Here is a 20,281-nt window from a genome sequence, read left to right on the forward strand (position 1 = left end):
GGATCAGCGCGACGGTTTCTGCATGTCGGCGTGCAACTGCTCGAACGCCCTCCGCAGACCATGAAGCTGATCGACGAGATGCAGGATGACGTCAACGCCCTCGTCATTGACCCCGAGATCGCGTTTCAGGTCGCGGATCAGGTGGGCGCGCGCCACGTCGGTGTCGGAGAAGCTCATCTCCGGTGCAGTCCGATCCGGAATGAGCCACTGCTGCTCGATCCAGAACTCCAGGGTCTGCACCTCGATACCCGCGTTGGTCAGGAACTGCTGCTTGTCCATGATCATGACGCGCCTTCCTCGCGCGGATTGAATGCCTTTCGATCCCACTTGGATACGAACGCCTCGAGCTCGGGATCGGATCCCTTGGGCAAGACAACCTTGAGCTTGACGAACTCGTCGCCGTGACCGCCGCCATGGCGGGGCGCACCCTTGCCTCTGAGCCGCATCGTGGTGCCGGTGTTGGATCCCTTCGGGACGGTCATGGTCACATCGCCGGTCGGCGTCGGAACGCGGATTTTTCCGCCGAGTACCGCCTCAGAGAGCGAGATCGGCAATTCCAGCGAGATGTCGTCGCCCTTGCGGGTGAAGCGCGGATCGGGCCGAACCTCCACCTCGATCAGCGCATCTCCGGGCCCGCCCTTGCCGGAGCCGGGAGCTCCCTTGCCACGCAGCCGGAGCACCTGCTCATCGACGAGCTCCGGCGGAATCGTCACGTCGAGGGTGCCGCCGTCGGGCAAGGTCAGGCGCTTGCTTGCGCCGGTGATCGACTCCCCGAAATCGATCGGCAGGCTGTAGCGCAGGTCGCGCCCGCGCCGGTTCGCGCGCGCCTCCTGGCTGCGTCGCAGGAGTTCGGCAAACGCGTCGTCCGAATCCATGAAATCCGCGTAGCCGGAACTGTCCGCGTAAGGATGCCCCTGATCGGAGGCGGCGAAATCACGATAGTAGTGATGCTGTGGCCGCTCCGCCCCGCTCGCGTCGATCTCGCCGGCGTCGAAGCGCTTGCGCTTCTCGCCATCGCCGAGCAGATCGTACGCACCGGCGACTTCCTTGAATTTGTCCTCAGCAGCCTTGTCACCGGGATTGAGATCCGGATGCAGCTTCTTCGCGAGCTTTCGATATGCCTTCTGGATATCGGCCGAAGACGCCGTCGGGGCAACGCCAAGAATCTCGTACGGATTTCTCACTACCTGCTCCGCAACAACATAATGCCCCCAAGGTCATGAGGGCTCAAAACGAGACGATTTGCAACACCGCTCGCGCCGACTCATCGTGCGACGGCCGCATCGCTGGCGCACCGTTCTTGCTGCTGTACTCCCGCTTCGATCGGCCGCTCGCGCCGGTTTGCGGTATCGCCTGGCTCTCTGAGCAGCGAGCATCCATGCCGCCAGCGCGCTAGGACGTATGTCCCGGGTCCAGATAGTTCGGCATGTTCTTCTCCTGCTGAGGCGTCATTCTGGCGGTGTCCGGCTTGCCCACCACTCCCCTCGGACCCAGCAAGGCTCGCGTGATGTCGTCTTCGCTCAAGCGTGGCTTTCGATCGTCCAGTTGTCCGTCACCCCCGTGACTCGGTCCCATGACCGACCTCCTGTGGATGATCTCCTGTGAACGGCCGTCCAGAGAATACCGCGTCCCGACGGAAAAATCCGGCAGGGCGCGGTGCCAATTCCCAACGCTGGTCGCTCGCGCACTGCGATTTGTCGGTATGGTAGGACAGCGACACGCTCCTATTATGCTCGATAACCAACCGCGCACGGGGCCGGCGCCCGGCAAGCTTCGTCCGGCCCAATCGTCGCATTCCCGCAAAATTGAAATTGCCTGGATCGCGCCAGCGGCCGAGCAGCGAACGCGGCGTTGCCGGACGGTCATCACTTCTTGCGTGGCTCTGCTCACCGCGATCGACGAGGATGTCGGCAACAGGCACGCGGCCCATTTCGCGCCGAGACGAATGCAGCGGATCTCCAAAGCCGCCAAGCAGAAGGTCGCTGGAATGAACAGGATCGAGATAATTCCGCACCATCGCCTACAGCTTGTCGGGTCGACACGGGAGATCATTTAGCATCATTTAGCAATGACCATGCCACTTGGTGCATGACGCAATTTCAACAGCTTGTAATCTGCGTTTGCCGAGTTACGGACAGTTTGTTCAAATCACGCAAGACAAACTGTCCGCGCAACCATATCTCCGCCTACGCGTTCTCCAATCTATCATCCAGTCTTGCACAACGCGTGCGATCAACGGCTGCGTGACGTCGGCACTTTCGTGCCTTGTCAGGCAACGCCGCGCGCGACGGCGTCGGCCGATACCGGCGTATCCGCGAAAAACTTCGGTCATTGACTATCCCTCGAAAGGGTCACACGATGAGAGCGACAGTGATGTTCGCTTGTTCGCTGACGTCACCGCGTGCGCAATGACGGATGTCATCATTCCGCCATCTCTCGACGGCGCCAATAGGTGACATGCAGCAACTCTTATTGCTTCGTTGCCGTGAGGTGCCAAGATGAACGTAGAAAAGTACACCGATCGCGTACGGGGCTTCATCCAGTCGGCGCAATCGCTCGCCATGCGCGAGGGGCACCAGCAATTCTCGACGCTTCATATCCTGAAGGTGCTACTCGACGACAGCGAGGGCCTGGCGGCAGGCCTGATCGACCGGTCGGGCGGCAACTCGCGCGCGATCCTGAAGGCGACCGAGGATGCGCTGGCGAAGCTGCCGAAAGTGTCCGGCGCCGGTTCAGGGCAGATTTATCTGGCGCCCGAGACCGCGCGCGCCTTCACCGCGGCAGAACAGGCCGCCGACAAGGCTGGCGACAGCTTCGTCACCGTCGAGCGGCTGCTGCAGGCGCTCGCGGCCGACAAGGACAGCGAGGCCGGCAAGCTGCTCGCCAAGGGCGGCGTCAGCCCGCAAAACCTGAATGCGGCCATCAATGCGCTGCGCAAGGGACGCACGGCCGACAGCGCGTCCGCCGAGAACGCCTATGACGCGCTGAAGAAATACGCTCGCGACCTGACCCAGGCGGCGCGCGACGGCAAGCTCGATCCGGTGATCGGCCGCGACGAGGAGATCCGCCGCACCATCCAGGTGCTGTCGCGGCGGACCAAGAACAATCCCGTGCTGATCGGTGAGCCCGGCGTCGGCAAGACCGCGATCGTCGAGGGCCTGGCGCTGCGCATCGTCAACGGCGACGTGCCGGAAAGCCTGCAGGACAAGGCGCTGCTCGCGCTCGACCTCGGCGCACTGATCGCCGGTGCGAAGTATCGCGGTGAGTTCGAGGAGCGGCTCAAGGCAGTACTGCAGGAGGTGACTTCGGCCGAGGGCGGCATCGTCCTGTTCATCGACGAGATGCACACGCTGATCGGCGCCGGCAAGGCCGACGGCGCGATGGACGCGTCCAACCTCTTGAAGCCAGCGCTCGCCCGAGGCGAGCTGCACTGCATCGGCGCGACCACGCTCGACGAGTATCGCAAGCATGTCGAGAAGGACCCGGCCCTCGCCCGACGCTTCCAGCCAGTGTTCATCTCCGAGCCGACGGTCGAGGACACGATCTCGATCCTGCGCGGCTTGAAGGACAAGTACGAGCAGCATCACGGCGTCCGTATCGCCGACTCCGCGTTGGTGGCCGCGGCCACGCTATCGAACCGCTACATCACCGACCGCTTCCTGCCCGACAAGGCCATCGACCTGATGGACGAGGCCGCGGCGCGGCTGAAGATGCAGGTCGATTCCAAGCCGGAAGAGCTCGACTCACTCGACCGCGACATCATCCGGCTCAAGATCGAGCAGGAGGCGCTGAAGAAGGAGAGCGATGCCGGCTCCAAGAGCCGCCTGCAGACGCTGGAGAAGGATCTCGCCGACCTGGAAAGGAAGTCGGCCGACATGACGTCAAAATGGCGATCGGAGAAGAGCAAGCTCTCCGATGCCCAGAAGATGAAGGGCGAGCTCGAACAGCTGCGCACCGAACTCGCCAACGCGCAGCGCAAGGGAGAATTCCAGAAGGCGGGCGAACTCGCCTACAGCCGCATTCCGGAGCTCGAGAAGAAGCTCGTCGCGGTCGAGACCAGCGAGACCTCGTCGACCAGCGAAACCGTGACGGCCGACAATATCGCGCAGGTGGTATCGCGCTGGACCGGCGTACCGGTCGACAAGATGCTGGAGGGTGAGAAGGACAAGCTGCTGCGCATGGAGGAGATGCTCGGCAAGCGCGTCGTCGGCCAGGCCCAGGCTGTGCGCGCGGTGTCGACCGCCGTGCGCCGCGCGCGTGCCGGCCTGCAGGATCCCAACCGGCCGATCGGCTCCTTCATGTTCTTGGGCCCCACCGGCGTCGGCAAGACCGAGCTCGCCAAGGCGCTCGCCGAATATCTGTTCGATGACGAGACCGCGATGATCCGTCTCGACATGTCCGAATACATGGAGAAGCATTCGGTCGCACGGCTGATCGGCGCTCCACCCGGCTATGTCGGCTATGACGAGGGCGGCGCGCTCACCGAAGCGGTGCGGCGTCGGCCCTACCAGGTCGTGCTGTTCGACGAAATCGAGAAGGCCCACCCTGATGTCTTCAACGTGTTGCTGCAAGTGCTGGACGATGGCCGCCTGACCGACGGCCAGGGCCGCACCGTCGACTTCCGCAACACGCTGATCATCATGACCTCGAACATCGGCGCCGAATATCTCGTCAACCAGCCCGAAGGCCAGGATACCAGCGCGGTGCGCGACCAGGTGATGAACATGGTGCGCGCTCACTTCCGCCCCGAATTCCTCAACCGCATCGACGAAATCATCTTGTTCCACCGCCTGCAGAAGAGTGAGATGGGCCGGATCGTTGAGATCCAGTTCGCGCGGCTGCGAAAACTGCTGGAGGATCGCAAGATCGAGCTGGAGCTCGACCCGAAGGCGCGGGACTGGTTGGCGGACAAGGGTTGGGATCCTGCCTACGGCGCCCGCCCGTTAAAGCGCGTGATCCAGCGCGCCGTGCAGGACCCGCTCGCCGAAATGATCCTCGCCGGCGACGTGCGCGACGGCTCGGAGGTGAAGATCTCCGCCACCAAGGCGGGCCTCACCTTCAATGGCAAGAAGCCGGAGACCGCCGGGGCGGACGAATTCGAATCGGCGTGAGACGGGCCCGGACAACGCTGCACACGCGCCATGTCATCGCAGCGTCGTCTCCCGGCATCATAGGCAAGCTGCCCTTCAACCACGGAGGAACACATGTCGGAGCTGAAGGTCAAGGACGGTATGGAGGTCATCGGCGCCGATGGCGTGCATGTCGGCACCGTCGATCGCGTCGAAGGCAGCCGCATCAAGCTCAAGAAGCGCGACAGCGGCGATGCGCTGCACAAGGGGCACCATCACTATATCGAGCTCGGCTTTGTCGCGGATGTTGAAGGCTCCAAGGTCCGTCTCACCGCCAACGCCGCGATTGCGGTGACGCTTGAGGAGGAGAAGTCCGGAAAGCCGACTGGTCCTGCTGCGGAAGCCTAGCGTTTCGAGCTCTTGTAAAGGTAACGGTTGCATGCTCCTCTCCTTGTTCTCTGGGTCTTCCGCCGAGCGCCTGCTCGCTGCAGTCGTGGAATAATGCTTCAGTAAGGAGAGATGCGTGCCATCAGCCGTTCCGCAACCGGTCGCTGCGAAGCTGACGCGCGCCGCCATCTTCCTTGCCGTCACGCTCAAGCCAGATCCGGCACATGACGCGGTGGTGCGGTCTTTGTGCAGCGATCTCGCCGCGCTGGTGCGGGCCGTGGGCTTCCGCGACCTCGAGGGACGGCTGTCGTGCGTCATGGGCATCGGCTCCGACGCCTGGGACCGGCTGTTCGGCGCGTCGAAGCCGAAAGATCTGCATCCGTTTCGAGAGATCCATGGCGTCCACCACGCCGTCGCGACGCCGGGCGACCTCCTGTTTCACATCCGCGCCGTGCCGATGGACCTGTGCTTCGAGCTGGCGACACAGATCGTGGCCCGGCTCGGCGATGCGGTTGCCTCGTCGGACGAGGTGCACGGCTTCAAGTATTTCGACGAACGCGACCTGCTCGGTTTTGTCGACGGGACGGAGAACCCGGAGGACCAGGCTGCGGTCGACGCCACCATCATCGGTGACGAGGATGCGGCCTTTGCCGGCGGCAGCTATGTGATCGTGCAGAAGTACCTCCACGACATGAAGAAGTGGAACGAGCTGCCGGTCGAGATGCAGGAGAAGATCATCGGCCGAACCAAATTGTCCGACATCGAACTGGACGATGCGGTGAAGCCGATCTACGCGCACAACGCCCTGACCACGATCGTGGAAAACGGCGAGGAGCTCGATATCGTCCGCGACAACATGCCGTTCGGCAACATCAGCAAGGGCGAGTTCGGCACCTATTTCATCGGCTACGCGAAATCTCCGCGTCGGATCGAGCAGATGCTGGAGAACATGTTCGTCGGCCGGCCGCCGGGCAATTACGATCGCCTGCTCGACTTCAGCCGCGCCGTAACGGGTACGCTGTACTTCATTCCGTCGGTGACGTTCCTGGAAGACGCCGCGAACGCGGGCCCCGCTCCCTCGCCCGCAGAATCGTCGCTCGACGACGATCGGGCCGACGATGCCCCTACACCGAAAATGCCGCCGTCCGATGGCTCGCTCGGTATCGGCTCACTGAAAGGAGAGGCTGGACATGAATAACCTTCATCGGGGACTCGCCCCTATCTCAGACGCGGCATGGGCCCAGATCGAAGAGGAAGCCTCCCGCACGCTGAAGCGCCATTTGGCGGCGCGCCGTGTGGTGGATGTCGACGGTCCGAAGGGCACGGACTTCTCCGCGGTCGGCACCGGCCATCTGCGGAAGATTCCGACGCCGGGCGACGGCGTCGAGGCAACGCAACGCGATGTCAGGGCGCTCGTGGAGTTGCGCGTCCCCTTCGAGCTCAGCCGTCAGGCCATCGACGACGTCGAGCGCGGCTCCAACGATTCCGACTGGGATCCGCTGAAGGCTGCGGCACGCAAGATCGCCTTCGCCGAGGACCGCGCCGTGTTTGATGGATACGCTGCGGCGGGTATTCAGGGCATCCGCCAGGGCAGCAGCAACCCGGTGCTGACGCTGCCGTCGAACGTCAAGGGCTATCCCGGCGTGGTCGCGCAGGCGGTGAGCCAATTGCGGCTGGCGGGTGTCAACGGTCCCTATACGCTGCTGCTCGGCACCGAGCCGTATACGGCAATCGGCGGCGCGACCGACGACGGCTATCCGGTCCTGCAACACATCCAGCGTCTTCTCGATGGAAAGATCATCTGGGCGCCCGCGATCGAGGGCGGCGTCGTGCTGACCACGCGCGGCGGCGACTTCCAGCTCTCGATCGGCCAGGACCTGTCGATCGGCTATCTCAGCCATTCGGCGACCGCCGTCCAACTCTACTTCCAGGAGACCATCACCTTCCTGATGCTGACAAGCGAGGCGTCGGTGGCCCTGGCGTCGGAAGCGAAGAAGAAGTCCGCCTGACGGCGGACGACATCAAATTGCCGGAGCGGCCTCGGGCCGTCCCGCGCTGGGAATTCGTCCAACGCGAACGGAGAGGAGGCCCTCAATGCAGGAATACGATCTCTACATCAATCCACAGAAAGCCTCGATCGGCCTCTACGTCCGCAAGGGCGCGGGTCTTCCCGACCTCGCCGACTCCAAGAACTGGGTGTTCGACGGCACTGCCGCACAGGCCAGTCTGCCGCCGGCCCTGGTCGAGGAAATCGAAGCCAACGGTCACGCCTTTCGCGACATGGATTGAGGCCCAGGCACGCTCGTCGATTCTGTCGGCCGGCTCGCAGAATTCTGTCTGACGCGGCATCCATTCCGCTCAGGACGCAAGGATAGCGGCGACCTTCTCGGCCAGGGCCGCTCCCAGATCCGCATTGTTCTCGGCCGAGAAGTGGATGCCGTCGGCGCCGCCGGTCGAAATCACACCTCCCGCGTCGAAGAAATCGACCTTCATGGAGTTGGCGAGCGCCTTGTAGTGCGACGCGAGCGCCAGCGTCTTTTCGCGGCTGCCTTCGAACAGGCTCTCGAGGGAAGAATCGTACAAGGCGGCCAACGGAGGCGGCGCAACGATCAGCACCTTCGGCGCACGATAGGCGGTCCCGGACGCCAGCACCTGCGCCACCAACTCCGACATCCCGATGGCGATGTCGTGCGGTGTGCGGCGGTAGTCGCTCTTGGTATCGTTGGTGCCAAGCAAGATGATGACGAGGTCAAGCGGACGGTGGCTCGCCAGCGCGATCGGCAGATAGGCGGAGCCGTTCAACCCCGGATCGACGGGATCGTCGATCGATGTCGTGCGCCCACTCAAGCCCTCCTCGATGATCTCGTAACCGGCGCCGAGCCTGGCCGCCATGACACCGGTCCATCGCTGGTGATACGGGAAGCGCGTGGGCGACGTCTCCGGCGCCACGATCCACCCCCAGGTCAGGGAATCGCCAAAGCACATGATGCGTTTCGTCATCGGTACCCTGCCCCGTCAGGTTGAGAGTGCATGTCGTCGGAGAATACGGCGAGCAGAATCATCAGCGCGTCGACGATACGATCGATTTACCACCAGCACAGCAGAGCTTCGACGGTTCACGCCTCGCCGGTTTTGACGGGGGCTGTCTCGGGCATCAGGCTCATTGCAATGAGGCCGACGGTCGCCGCGAGCAGCAGGTACCAGGACGGCGCCAATGGATCGCCCGAAACATGAAGCAGCCAGGTGACCACGAGCTGCGCGGTGCCGCCAAATGCCGCGATCGCAACCGCATAGATCGTGGCGAAGACGCCGCCGCGAATGTTCTGCGGCAATGCTTCCGTGAAATTCGCATAGAAGGCGGTGAACGGCAAAGATCCGATGAATGACAGGATACCAAAGCCGATGAGCAGCGACGACATTCCGGGATCCTGCACGATCCAGAGGAAGGACGAATAGGTCAGCACCAGCACGACCAGCTGCGGCCAGACCATGATCGGCTTGCGTCCAAAACGGTCCGCGAGCCATCCGCCGAACACCGCGCCGATGATCTGGAGACCGTTGCTTACCAGCGACACGGCGAACGCCAGGGACGACGACACATGCAGGGTGTTCTTGGCATAGGTCGTCATATACTGGGTCACATAGGTCGAGATCGTACCGCTGGCGAGGATCATCACCGCCAGCACGATCACCCGGATATGCCGGCGCGCCAGCGCGACATGGCTCGAGCTCTCGACACGCTCGGCGGCACGGGCATCGTGCGAAATCGTTTCCGGCAGCGTGCGGCGCATCCACAGGCCGAACGGCAGGCAGACGGCCCCGATCAGGAATGCGATGCGCCATCCATAGGCCTGGATCATGTCCGGCGTCATTGTGCTGCTCAGGATGACGCCGACCAAAGCGCCGGTGGTCGCCGCGATCTCCTGGCTGGCAGGCTGCCACGCCACCACCAGGCCGCGACGCTGCGGCGAAGCGATCTCGACGAGATAGGCCGTGGTCGGCCCGACCTCGCCGCCGAGCGCAAATCCCTGCATCATGCGCGCAGCGATCACGATGACCGGCGCGGCCAGACCGATCGAGTCGTAAGACGGCGTGAGCGCGATGGTCAGGATCGCGGCTCCCATCAACGCGAAGCTGAGCAACATGGCCGGCCGCCGCCCGACACGGTCGGAATAGATGCCGAGCACAATGCCGCCGATTGGCCGCGTCAGAAAGCCGGCGCCGAAGGTCGCCAGCGACAACATCAGGCTGCCGTATGCGCTATGCGCCGGAAAGAAGGTGTGGCCGATCTCGATGGCGAAGAAGCTATAGGTGATGAAATCATAGAACTCCAGCATGTTGCCAATGGTCGCGGCAAATGCTGCGCGCTGGACGCCGAACTCCTGCTTGTCCTGAATATCCGGCAACGAACCCGGTTCCTTGTGCTCTCGATCAGTCGGGATATTATTCTCACGGCTGTGTTAGGCAAGGCACGGCAGACCCACGCGGCCTGCACGCAGGTCGCAATCAACAAGAAGGATGGAGACTTGGTGCCGGCCGACAGACTCTTTGCCAATGCGCGCTTCGCCGACGGCTCTCGCGGCAACATGCTGGTCCGCGGCGGCCGTATCGTTGCGATCGAGAGTTCCGAGCATCACCCGGCCGGTGTCGATGCCGTCGACCTCGACAATGCGCTGGTCGTTCCCGGCTTTGTCGAAGGTCACATTCACCTCGACACGAGCTTCTATGGCGACACTTGGCGGCCGCATAGACCGTGCACGAAGGGTTTCGATGTCCATGAGCGGGTGGCGTTTCAGGCCGAGAATCTTGCTGTCGCCGCGCCCATGGACGTCCGCGCGCGGAACCAGCTCGATCTCTGTATCGGGCATGGCACGACGCACATGCGCAGTCACGTTATGGTGGATGGTTCGGTGGGCCTGAGGTCGCTGGAAACCATCCTGGGAGTCCGCGACGAATACCGGCACCTGATCGACATCCAGCTCGTTGCCTTTCCGCAAAGCGGTATTCTCAGCAGTCCCGGCACGCCGCAATTGCTCGACGAGGCGATCAAGCTCGGCGCGAACGTCGTCGGCGGCCTCGATCCCGCAAGCTTCGATCGCAATGTCGAAGGCCATCTCGATGTCGTCTTCGGCGTCGCGCAAAGGCACGGCGTCGACGTCGACATTCATCTTCATGACGCCGGCAGGCTCGGCGCCTTCGAAATTGAACAGATCGCAGCGCGCACGCGGGCGCTCGGCATGGAAGGCCATGTCGCCGTCAGTCACGCCTATGGGCTCGGCGATATTCCGGCGGACGCGCTGATGAAAATCGCCGACATCTTGGCGCGCTCGGGGGGTCGCGATCATGACGAATGCGCCCGGCAGCCGGCCGTTTCCTCCGATCGCGGCGCTCAGGGCGGCCGGCGTCACGGTGTTCAGTGGAAACGACAACATCCGGGACTCCTGGTGGCCTTACGGCGATGGCGACATGCTGGGGCGAGCGATGATGATCGGATATCGATCGGGCTTCTACACAGACGAGGAGCTTGGGATCGCGTTCGATTTGGTCACTGCGGCGGGAGCCAAGGCGCTCAGGTTCGAGCACTATGACCTGCGCGTCGGCGCGAAGGCGGATTTCGTGACGTTGAAGGCCGAGCATATCCAAGAAGCCGTTGTCGCGCTGCCTGCGGGCCGCTCTGTCTACAAGGGCGGAGTGCTCACGGCGCGCGATAATCGCATCATCAAGGATGCCGGCCAGGCCTGACCCGGGAGCCGCCGTCGCGACGTCACTCGCGCAAGCGACCGAGCCCTCGGGCAAATTCCACGACCTCGACATACCCTGGATTGCACATTATGACCCTTCGCACTGGCCATGCCGCGTAGCGCGAGATCAGCTCGTGGTCGGCCACTCCCTCACGGCGATCCGGCCGACACAAGGAAGCGACATGGCTCACGCTTTGAACCGCGATACGGATCAAGCTCCGACCACCGAGACCGGCCGGGTTGCACCGAACCGTCCGGATTTCGACAGCGAAGCCGTGTGGAACGCCCGCGTCGATCTCGCCGCCTGCTTTCGCTTCGCCGCGCGCCTCGGCATGCACGAGGGAATCTGCAACCACTTCTCCGCCGTCGTGCCGGGCTATGACGATCTCTTCCTGGTCAATCCCTACGGCTACGCCTTCAGCGAGCTCACCGCCTCGCAGCTGTTGATCTGCGACTTTCACGGCAACGTGCTGTCCGGACAGGGATTGCCGGAAGCGACCGCCTTTTTCATCCACGCGCGACTGCATCTGAAGGTGCCGCGAGCCAAGGTCGCCTTCCATACCCACATGCCGCACGCGACCGCACTTTGCATGATCGAAGGTGAACCGCTGGGATTTGCCGGCCAGACTTCGCTGAAGTTCTATGGCCGCACCAGGGTCGACCGCGACTACAACGGGCTGGCCCTCGACGGCACGGAAGGCGATCGCATCGCCGCAGCCGTGGGCGATGCCGACGTGATCTTCATGAAGCATCACGGTGTGCTGGTGCTCGGCAACTCCATCGCGGAAGCCTGGGATGACCTCTATTATCTCGAGCGCGCCTGCGAGGTGCAGTGCATCGCGATGTCGACCGGACGCCCGCTTGTTCCGGTTCGCACCGATATCGCAGCGGCGACGGCGAGGCAGATGCGGGAAGGCGACGCCTCCTCGGCCCGGCAGCATCTCGAAAGCCTGAAGCGGATCCTCGATCGGGAGGAGCCGTCCTATCGGAGTTGAGCCCCCGATCAGCTCAGCAGCGCGGCCGGCGAACTTCAGCGCGCGGAGGGAATGATCGCGCGCAAGATATCCCGATTCCATGCCTGACGCGCGCCATCGAACGCAGCAAAATCGTGATCGAACTGCCAATAGGCCCACGCCCAGCCGTATCGCTCGGCCGTTCGCGCCACGAACGACAGGTATTTCGTCCGGCTGTCCGAGGGAGCCCGCTCGTAGACGCCGAATTCGCCAAGGTAGATCGGACGTCTTTCTTTCTCCGCCCAGAGACGGATCCTGTCGAAATCCGCCATGATCTTCGCTTCGTGCTCCGCGCTGCCCCAATTCAAAGGTCCGATCTTCGAGAACGTCGGCGACCACGGCGCGCCCTGTTGCGTGAACCGAAGGGGCGCGTAATAGTGAAAGGTCACGATCAGTCTTCTGTCCTCGGCCAGCAAGGCCAGCTCGTCGATCGGCGCCTCCTCGGTATTCAACGCGGCGACAATGACACCTCGATCGGGACTTCCCGCCCGGATGATGCGAAGACATTCGCCAAGCAGTGAATTCCACTGGGCCGAGGTCATGTTCCCCCCGGGTTCATTGAGGATATCGAACAACAGCGCGGGATATCGTCCCGCATAGCGCGATGCGATCTGCCGCCAGAACGCCTTGAGTTTCTCCGCGCATGCCGCGACAGCGCGCTGGCAGAGGTCAGTATCGTGCTCGTCAAGGATGGGTATCAGCTTTCGGGCAAGCACCTGTTCAATCACGAAATCGAGCCGCCTCAGGACAGCTTCGTCCAGCACGTTCTCACCCGAAGAAATTGATCCTGACATGCGAGAAGCCCGCCTTGCGAATGGCGGACAAGTTTTTCAGACGGAATGGCGCATTCTGGTATCCCTCCCAGATGCCGTCATATCCGAGAATATTGATGCCACGCCCGAGTGCGGGGCCGCGTTCTGCCCCGTCAGCGGACCAGGCCAGCGCAGCCAGGAGAACGACCAGCAGCAGGTTGACGGTTCCCGGCCAACGAACGCGAGCAGCCATCATTCCACTCCGATTCACGACGGCTCCCGACTTACCGCGTAGACGGGCCTGCATATTGCGAGGAAGAAGGAAATCAGAAGCACCGATGCAAACATCGTCGAACGAAGAAAGGTCGTCTACGTGAAGTTCGTCTGGTAACTGAGAACGACAAATCCGATGATGAGAGCGCAATGGAGGCGGTCGATTGCCCGCTCGGAAATCAGGTAGAGCATCTTGTTTGAGAACAGGAAGACGCTTGCGGTGAAGAGAAGATACCCCAAGAATCCCGTTTCAATCAGAACGGCAATGTAGCCGTTGTGATAGTCGTCAAGCACCCATCCGTGGTTCTGATTGAAATAGTCATAGATCTCCGGATTGGTCCAGAATCCATTGATCCCGAAACCGAGCAAGGGCGCATCGTCGAAATGACTGATCGCGTAGTGCCAGATGAAGGTTCGCTCGGTGAAGTTGATCGTGGAGTCGAAGAGGTGAATGGCGTCTTATCCGGTCACGTAGAAATACAGGATCAGGATTCCTCCTGCTACGCACATGACGCACGGCAGCACCGCATAGATCTTCATGCACCCGACCGACCGCATGGACGTAAGGACCAGAGCGCAGGCAGCGAGTGCCACGGCGCCGGCGCCGCGTGATTCCGATGCGAGGACACAGACCGACGCGAGCAGGAATGTGGCGAGGAAGGGCAGCCACCCCTGTCCGGTCATCTTTCGATAAGCCGAAAAGAACATCAGGTACGCGCCTACGAATCCCAGGGTCTGTTTCGACTCGAACACGCCTTGCCACTGACCGTTGTGCATCCAGGTGTGGTCGATCCCGACATCCGGGACGAACACCGCACAGAGAGTCGACGCTATCACCAGGACAAAAAGCCCTCTGACCGTCGACTTTATGATGTCATCGATCTCGACGCGGGTGATGAGACAGAACGCGCCGAAGGTCGTCATTGCGAGCGCCGCGGCCTTCATGAAAGCCGCCAGGCTCAGATTGGTCCACAGCACCGAGCTCGTGGCAAAGGCGTAGAATGCGACGACCGCGATCGTATCGAGATTGACGGCCAGTCGCAGACGGGGGCGTACAAATGCACTCGCGTAGATCAGCACGCCCCACATCAAGAGGGCGACCGACTGCTGCAGATAGGCATGTTCCGGCGCCAGCAGTCCTGAATTGAAGGTCCCCATCGACATGACCACGTTGACGGTGATGGACCAGCCGATGACCGTCTTCGCGACGTTTTCCGCCTCCACGCTAGGTGTCTGCCAAAGCCCGCGGTCAGCCTCGTCCCAATCCACCTCGGTTCGCGCTCTGGTCATGAGCCGAGCTTCATGAAGCATGGTTAATCATTTGCTAGCCCGGGCCGACTGGAGCCGGAGCGTACGCTTCTCGTTCTCGGTCGCCGCGCCGCCTCAGTCCCGCTTGGGACGCGAGGCCCTGGTGCGGTTGAACAGAAGATAGAGAGCATGCGGATTGGTGGTTAGGTAACGCCAGAACAGCCGGCGCGGCTCGAGCCAGAGGCGCCAGGCCCATTCCAAACCCGAGCTCTGCATCCATTGCGGCGCGCGCGGCCGGCTGCCCGACAGGAAGTTGAACAGCCCGCCCGAGGTCTTGATGACGCCTACACTGGAAAGCTGCGGCATGAACTCTTCGACGAACGCCTGCTCGTAGGGCACGCCAAGCGCGACCCAGAGGAAGTCTGGCGCCAGCGCGTTGATCTCATCGACCTTGGATCTCAGCGCTTCGCCGCGCAGATAGCCGTGCGAATGACCGACGATCTTGAGCTTCGGATACATGCTGCGGGCGTTGGCGACCGCCGCTTCGTTCTCCGCCGCATTGGCGCCGAACATGTAGAAGGACAGCCCGAGTGCCTGGGCCTTGCGCGCAACGACGTGGAACAGGTCGGTCGTGGCGACGCGTTCGGGCAGCGGCTGTTGAGACCGGAGCTTCGACATCATGACCAGCGGCTGCCCGTCGGCATTGATCAGGTCAGCGGAACGGAACAGCCGGTCGGTCACCGGCTCGGTCGAGCATCGCGAGAGCACCTCGCCATTGGCCGACGTCAGATATAGCGGCCGGCCGATGCGTCGCCGTGGAAACACCGCGTCGATCATGAAGTGTGCCGTCTGCTCGAGATCGACCACGGCGAGCCGCAGCCCGCCAACGGTCTCCCGAGGAATATTTGCGGTCGCGGCTCTGCCGACGGGGTTGGCGCGACGTTCACGCGTACCGGGTGCTTTGCTCAGCATCGCCGTCGACGCGGGGACGTCTGCCGGGGACTTCGGCTGCGCGCCGCGCTCTGTGTTCCAAATCCGGACACGCGGGGCAACCGTATCGGAATTGATACGCCGGGCGCGTTCGCCGTCGTGCCGCGACGACGAATTTTCGTAGGAAACGCGAGCTTTCTGACTATGACTCAACATGTTCACCGGAGACTCCAATGCTTCCGCGCCTCCAAGTGCAATATCCGGTCCAGCTCGCGCGCTCATCCGCGCCGAGGTCGTTGACCGGGCTGTCCACGGTTCATTAACGATAACGACGGACGGCATCGCGACTACGCCTGCGGCCGTACGTCTGGTGATGTGGCAAACGGCATTCGCGCGGCCGGGGACGACGGCTGTCGGCGCCAGCATGGTTGGGCCTCATATGCGTTTCCGCCAACCGCGAGATCGGCGAAGCCATCGTGTTAATACAAACCACATTCCGCTGCTGCCCGAACCACTCGGCCTTTGCTATAAGGGCGCCGCGCTGGCTTGGCAGGCGCCTCGAAACCACCGGTTGTCTGGTCTCACATGAATAAGAACAATGACGCGTTCGATGTATGCATCGACGACGCATTCGATTTCTTGTCTCAAGAATATGCAGAATTATTCAAGGACTCAGACGCCACCGCCTTTCAGCACCCGCTGTGGCTGAGCGCTCTCTACAGCAAGCTCGCGCCCGCCATGACGGCGAAGCCGCTGATTGTCGTCGTTCGCGATCGGGCAACCGGCGCACTGGCGGCGGTGCTGCCCCTGCTGCAGGTGCGGCGCGGGCCTATGCGGACCGTCGAGTTCGCGGACCTGCGCGTATCCGACTACCTGGCGCCTGTTTGCACCGTCAAAAAATTCGCCGATCTGCTCCAGGATCAGAGTGCCTGCGCGAAGCTTCGACAACTGATCAGGCCGTTTGATCTGTTGCGCCTGCCCAAACTGCTCGATGCCAGAATGCCGATCGAGAGTCTTCTGGCGGCGCCGCGCCGAGTTGCCGCGAATACGAATTCGTATGCAACGGTTTTGACGGCCCCATTCGAGCAATGGCAGGCCAACGCACTCAACCCTTCCTATCGAAAAGAGCTTGCAAAGAAGTGGCGTCAGCTTCAGAAGAAGGGTGCGTTGACCTTCTCGTGCTGCACCGACAGTGCTTCCATCATGGAGGCGATGGAAGCGATGAAGAAATTTCGTGGCCCGCGCTTTCAGGCACAAGGCGACGGCGACCTTCTGCAGCGCCCCGAGTATTTCGACTTCTACTCCGACGTGGCGCTGCGCGGCCTGGGCTCGTTTGTCCGGCTATATGTCATGAAGATAGATGGCAACGTGATTGCGACCGTGCTCGGTCTGTCTCACCGTGACAGCTTCCTCATCCTGATGACGGCGTTCGACATCGCAGGATACAAGAGCCAGTCGATCGGCTCGCTGACCTTCGAACGGGTCGCAAAGGCCTGTATCGACCGTGGTGATCTCGTCCTCGACTTCACCATCGGCGACGAGCCGTATAAGAAGCTGTTTGGAGGTCGGCCTTCGCCGATATCAAGCGTGACGCAAGCCGGCAGCGCCGCCGGGGCCGTTGCGATGTTCGCATTGAAGCAAGCGCCCTGGATCAAGCAGGCGGTCAAGAGAATGGCTGATTTCAGAGCTCAGCCGATCCGGACCTCGACCGACACATAGTAGCGGGGCTGCCCGAACGGCCCCTCTTCCGGCTACCTGAGCGCACTGCGAACGCGTGCGACCCAACCAGGCCGAATCCGGTCCACCCGGTGAGTGATGCTCCGTCGCAGGAAATGCAGTCTCCGCTGCACGTTCCACCGGATGTCCGTGCTCGAAGCCAGAGCCTGGCGAAAGTGCGCCACTTGCAATGAACGCTGGTCGGCCGCGACCTTCTCCCGGTCGGAATAGAACTGCGAGATCTTCTCGATGCCCATGCCGTCGGTCTCCAGCCAGCGCGGGACGTACTCCGTGCAGAGACGTTCGATATCCACCAACAGGCGGCTTACGCCGGTCCCGGCGGCAGGACAATTGGTCTGAAACGCATCGCCGATCGCCACGACACCCGGCTGTATGTGGCCTTCGATCACGGACAGGTCCATCACCCAGTTTTGCACCTGATCGATAACGCGGAAGTCGCCGACATACCGCTGCAATCCCGGCATCAAGCGAAGCAGTGTCGGCTTTGTATCCCGCCGCAATTCGCGCATGATCGGATCGTTCGGGTCGCGAAACAGGAACAGGTTTGCCCGCATGCCGTCCGGAACCGGAAACAGGTTGAGATAGTCGACGCCGTCGGTCGACCTCTCCCCGTAGCAGGTCAGCGATTCGAAATCGAACGGCGCGTCCTCCGCGGCCGCAATCGAGAATCCGAAGGAAACCGAATGGCGCGCGGCAAGCACCCGCCGCTTCATTCCGAGATTGTACCCAAGCGCCCCCGCCATGCCAGTCGCCAGAACGACGAGGCGCGACGTGACGCGTTTTCCGGAAGCCAACAGCAAATGTTGAAGGTCTTCGCTGCAGTTTATGCCGGTGACCTCGTCACGGATGAAGCTGGACTGGTCGGCCAACAGGCGTCGGGCCGTGGCAACGAGGTCGGAATAGCGAATCCCGTACGCGCGGCGGACACTGAAATCGACCACCTTGCCCTCCCTGATGTTGACCACCCGGTCAAAGGTAGCGGCGGCTGCCTCGATGTCGCCGAGGAAGCCCAGCCGGCGAAAGATATCGACCTGCGTACCGGCGATCTTTTCAACGCGAAATTCGTGCGGAGGGACCGTGCGCTTGTCGATCAGGACAACGCGATATCCGGCGCGGGCCAGCACGGCTCCGGCGAGCGAACCGCTCAACCCGGCGCCGACGATCGCAATATCGGTCTCGATCACCGCAGTGTCATCTGTTGCTGTCGGCTTTGTCGTGCTCTGGTCGGCGATCATGCTGTCCACTCCAACGGCTGATGGCGCCGGGACTGCAATTTCCCTGCCGGCTGCACATCCTTCCCCGAGCCGCTCCGATCCATTGCGATATTGAGGTTAACGGCAACACATGAGACCCGGGCGACGGCAGCTCGGCACGCACCTTGCACGATGAGCGTCATGAAAACCTGTTTTCCTGAGGCTCAGCAGCAGAGTTCGCGGTCGTTTGCTGCCGGATCGATGGCGCGAATCCAGTCCCGGAGAGCCACGATATCGTGCCTATGATGCGCAGATCCGGCCCCGCACCGCTGCATTCACGCGGCTACGCCTACCGCGACGACCCCCTCGCGCCTGCCTCATTTGGAGACAGCGAGGAGTGCGGCGTTTCGGAATGGAGCAAAACGGCTGGTTCGCCCGGTTCACACCCGCGGGGAGATGAGAGCGGCGAGGCGGAACTGAATCTTAGCAACCGACCGTTAACACTCCCCGCCTCACCGATTGTTTCGCCTCGACGGCGTGGCAGTTTCTTGAAAGGAGAAGGGTCCCTCGCCTTCATGTTCGCCTCTCTTCTCCAACTGATGCGGCGTGACGTGACACGCGGCGTTGCCGGGACGATCCTCCTCAAGGTCGGCAGCGGCGGGCTTGCGTTCGCGTTGTTCTCGCTGGCGGCGCGGGCCATGTCACCCGAGGCGTTTGGAGATTTTGCGACCTGGCTGTCGGTTGCCCAGATCGCATCGGTCGTGGGTCTGATCGGCCAGGAGCTGCTTCTGGTTCGCTTCCTCAACGAGTACGAAGTCAAAGGCCGCACCGATCTTGCCAAGGGGGTGCTGTTATCCAGCCTGAAGAGCTCGGCGATCGCCATGCTGATCTCGATCTCGGCCATCGCGGCGGTGGCAGGCATTCGCGGCGAATGGTGGCTCCTGATCCTGTCGGTCTCGGCGTTTACGGCCGTCAATGCCGGCCTGATGCTCGGCAGCCAGATCGCGCGATCCCTGGTCAGCATTCTAATGGGAGAAGGAAACCGGGAGTTCTTCTGGCGGGTTGCCGTCGTCCTGTTTCTGATCGCAGTTCTGTTCGGTCACCGGCAGCTCACCCCCGCGGGACTGTTCACCGCGATGACGGTCGCAATGCTCGCAGGCTTGCTCGTACAGATCGTTTCGATCATGCGTGTTATTCCGCACCTGCGCGACGTGACCGCCCGCTTCGAGACGTCCCGCTGGAGGACGAGCGCGTTTCGGTTCTGGCTTTCCTCCATCCTTGAGGCGGCGAACCAGTACTTCGACGTCATCCTCGTTTACTGGATGCTGGATCCTGCAACAGCGGGTGTTTATTTTGCGGCCTCGCGCTTGGCGAACATCTTCGCCATGCTCTCGGCAGCGCTATATACGTTCGGCGCGCGCCGGCTCCCCTCGCTGTACTTCAGCAGGAACCACGATGAGCTTGAGCACACCCTGAAGCTCATGGCGGAGGTGACCGCGCTTTGCGTGCTCAGCGGGCTATTCCTGGTCTGGGTCGGAGCGCCCTATCTTCTCGGTCTGTTCGGGCCGCACTTCGTCGCTCAGCAATGGGTGTTGATCGTGCTCGCGATAGGGACGGCATTTCAGGCGGCGGGCGGCCCGGCCGCGGCGATATTGCAATTGACCGGCCATGAGCGCGAATATGTCCCCGTCGTCACTGCCAACGTCGTGTTGCGGCTCGTCGGGTTTCTTGTCCTGATCCCCTGGCTCGGCGTGCTCGGCGCCGCGATTTCCGCCACGGTGTCGCTGGCGCTCGCTACCATCGCGCTCAACGTGCTTTGTCGCAAGCGAACCGGCCTCGACCCGTCCATTCTGGCACTTTGCCACTTCGCGTCTGATAAGGCAGATACCTACGCGGTCGGCACGGCGGACTCGAACGACTAGGTCGGTTCAGTCGCGC

General features: G+C 62.4%; 16 protein-coding genes and 3 pseudogenes. 10 read left to right on the forward strand and 9 right to left on the reverse strand.

The window, feature by feature from the left end:
• Nucleotides 1-3 precede the first annotated feature (3 nt).
• The 3 genes from MTX19_RS33570 to MTX19_RS33580 all read right to left on the reverse strand — a co-directional run bounded on the left by MTX19_RS33570 (nt 4) and on the right by MTX19_RS33580 (nt 1,575).
• A complete protein-coding gene (locus MTX19_RS33570) occupies nt 4-279 on the reverse strand; it encodes a chaperone modulator CbpM (RefSeq protein ID WP_280984961.1) in 276 nt (91 codons plus the stop codon).
• A gap of 2 nt (nt 280-281) precedes the next feature.
• The gene (locus MTX19_RS33575; RefSeq protein WP_280981049.1) at nt 282-1,184 is read right to left on the reverse strand and encodes a J domain-containing protein; all 903 of its coding nucleotides are present in this window, start codon (nt 1,182-1,184) and stop codon (nt 282-284) included.
• Between the two features lie 208 nt (nt 1,185-1,392).
• On the reverse strand, nt 1,393-1,575 hold the full coding sequence (locus MTX19_RS33580; protein WP_280981050.1) for a hypothetical protein: 183 nt from the start codon (nt 1,573-1,575) through the stop codon (nt 1,393-1,395).
• Here MTX19_RS33580 and MTX19_RS33585 point away from each other — a divergent pair.
• The 6 genes from MTX19_RS33585 to MTX19_RS33610 all read left to right on the forward strand — a co-directional run bounded on the left by MTX19_RS33585 (nt 1,574) and on the right by MTX19_RS33610 (nt 7,745).
• On the forward strand, nt 1,574-2,056 hold the full coding sequence (locus MTX19_RS33585; protein ID WP_280981051.1) for a hypothetical protein: 483 nt from the start codon (nt 1,574-1,576) through the stop codon (nt 2,054-2,056). The two genes, MTX19_RS33580 and MTX19_RS33585, sit on opposite strands and share 2 nt — an antisense overlap.
• A gap of 442 nt (nt 2,057-2,498) precedes the next feature.
• Nucleotides 2,499-5,111: an ATP-dependent chaperone ClpB gene (gene clpB / locus MTX19_RS33590; protein WP_280981052.1), complete on the forward strand. Its 2,613-nt coding sequence runs from the start codon at nt 2,499-2,501 to the stop codon at nt 5,109-5,111.
• Nucleotides 5,112-5,204: 93 nt separating this feature from the next.
• A complete protein-coding gene (locus MTX19_RS33595) occupies nt 5,205-5,477 on the forward strand; it encodes a DUF2171 domain-containing protein (RefSeq protein ID WP_280981053.1) in 273 nt (90 codons plus the stop codon).
• A 115-nt stretch (nt 5,478-5,592) separates the two neighbouring features.
• A complete protein-coding gene (locus tag MTX19_RS33600; protein WP_280981054.1) occupies nt 5,593-6,654 on the forward strand; it encodes a Dyp-type peroxidase in 1,062 nt (353 codons plus the stop codon).
• A complete protein-coding gene (locus MTX19_RS33605) occupies nt 6,647-7,465 on the forward strand; it encodes a family 1 encapsulin nanocompartment shell protein (protein WP_280981055.1) in 819 nt (272 codons plus the stop codon). Before MTX19_RS33600 ends, MTX19_RS33605 begins: the two co-directional genes overlap by 8 nt.
• 85 nt (nt 7,466-7,550) lie before the next feature.
• Complete coding sequence (locus MTX19_RS33610) at nt 7,551-7,745, forward strand: hypothetical protein (protein ID WP_280981056.1); 195 nt, start codon at nt 7,551-7,553, stop codon at nt 7,743-7,745.
• Between the two features lie 69 nt (nt 7,746-7,814).
• On the opposite strand, the gene MTX19_RS33615 is transcribed toward MTX19_RS33610, so the two are convergent.
• Nucleotides 7,815-8,456, reverse strand: coding sequence for an SGNH/GDSL hydrolase family protein (locus tag MTX19_RS33615; RefSeq protein WP_280981057.1), 642 nt, complete (start codon nt 8,454-8,456; stop codon nt 7,815-7,817).
• Nucleotides 8,457-8,572: 116 nt separating this feature from the next.
• Nucleotides 8,573-9,862: an MFS transporter gene (locus tag MTX19_RS33620; protein WP_280981058.1), complete on the reverse strand. Its 1,290-nt coding sequence runs from the start codon at nt 9,860-9,862 to the stop codon at nt 8,573-8,575.
• 123 nt (nt 9,863-9,985) lie between these two features.
• Between MTX19_RS33620 and MTX19_RS33625 the strand changes: the two are divergent.
• Both MTX19_RS33625 and MTX19_RS33630 read left to right on the forward strand, forming a co-directional pair.
• A pseudogene (locus MTX19_RS33625) lies at nt 9,986-11,198 on the forward strand (amidohydrolase family protein).
• Nucleotides 11,199-11,379: 181 nt separating this feature from the next.
• On the forward strand, nt 11,380-12,192 hold the full coding sequence (locus MTX19_RS33630) for an aldolase (protein ID WP_280981059.1): 813 nt from the start codon (nt 11,380-11,382) through the stop codon (nt 12,190-12,192).
• 35 nt (nt 12,193-12,227) lie between these two features.
• Here MTX19_RS33630 and MTX19_RS33635 read toward each other — a convergent pair.
• The 3 genes and pseudogenes from MTX19_RS33635 to MTX19_RS33645 all read right to left on the reverse strand — a co-directional run bounded on the left by MTX19_RS33635 (nt 12,228) and on the right by MTX19_RS33645 (nt 15,455).
• Nucleotides 12,228-13,218 (reverse strand): annotated as a pseudogene (locus MTX19_RS33635) (cellulase family glycosylhydrolase).
• Between the two features lie 11 nt (nt 13,219-13,229).
• Nucleotides 13,230-14,525 (reverse strand): annotated as a pseudogene (locus MTX19_RS33640) (O-antigen ligase family protein).
• Nucleotides 14,526-14,618: 93 nt separating this feature from the next.
• A complete protein-coding gene (locus tag MTX19_RS33645) occupies nt 14,619-15,455 on the reverse strand; it encodes a WecB/TagA/CpsF family glycosyltransferase (RefSeq protein ID WP_280981060.1) in 837 nt (278 codons plus the stop codon).
• Nucleotides 15,456-15,998: 543 nt separating this feature from the next.
• On the opposite strand from MTX19_RS33645, the gene MTX19_RS33650 reads away from it, so the two are divergent.
• On the forward strand, nt 15,999-17,132 hold the full coding sequence (locus MTX19_RS33650) for a GNAT family N-acetyltransferase (RefSeq protein ID WP_280985671.1): 1,134 nt from the start codon (nt 15,999-16,001) through the stop codon (nt 17,130-17,132).
• A 32-nt stretch (nt 17,133-17,164) separates the two neighbouring features.
• Here MTX19_RS33650 and MTX19_RS33655 read toward each other — a convergent pair whose 3' ends face one another.
• A complete protein-coding gene (locus tag MTX19_RS33655; RefSeq protein WP_280981062.1) occupies nt 17,165-18,385 on the reverse strand; it encodes an NAD(P)/FAD-dependent oxidoreductase in 1,221 nt (406 codons plus the stop codon).
• A gap of 533 nt (nt 18,386-18,918) precedes the next feature.
• Between MTX19_RS33655 and MTX19_RS33660 the strand changes: the two genes are divergently transcribed.
• The gene (locus MTX19_RS33660) at nt 18,919-20,265 is read left to right on the forward strand and encodes a polysaccharide biosynthesis C-terminal domain-containing protein (RefSeq protein WP_280984962.1); all 1,347 of its coding nucleotides are present in this window, start codon (nt 18,919-18,921) and stop codon (nt 20,263-20,265) included.
• The last annotated feature ends 16 nt before the right edge of the window (nt 20,266-20,281 follow it).

The organism is Bradyrhizobium sp. ISRA464 (genome assembly GCF_029910095.1).
GTDB lineage: Bacteria > Pseudomonadota > Alphaproteobacteria > Rhizobiales > Xanthobacteraceae > Bradyrhizobium.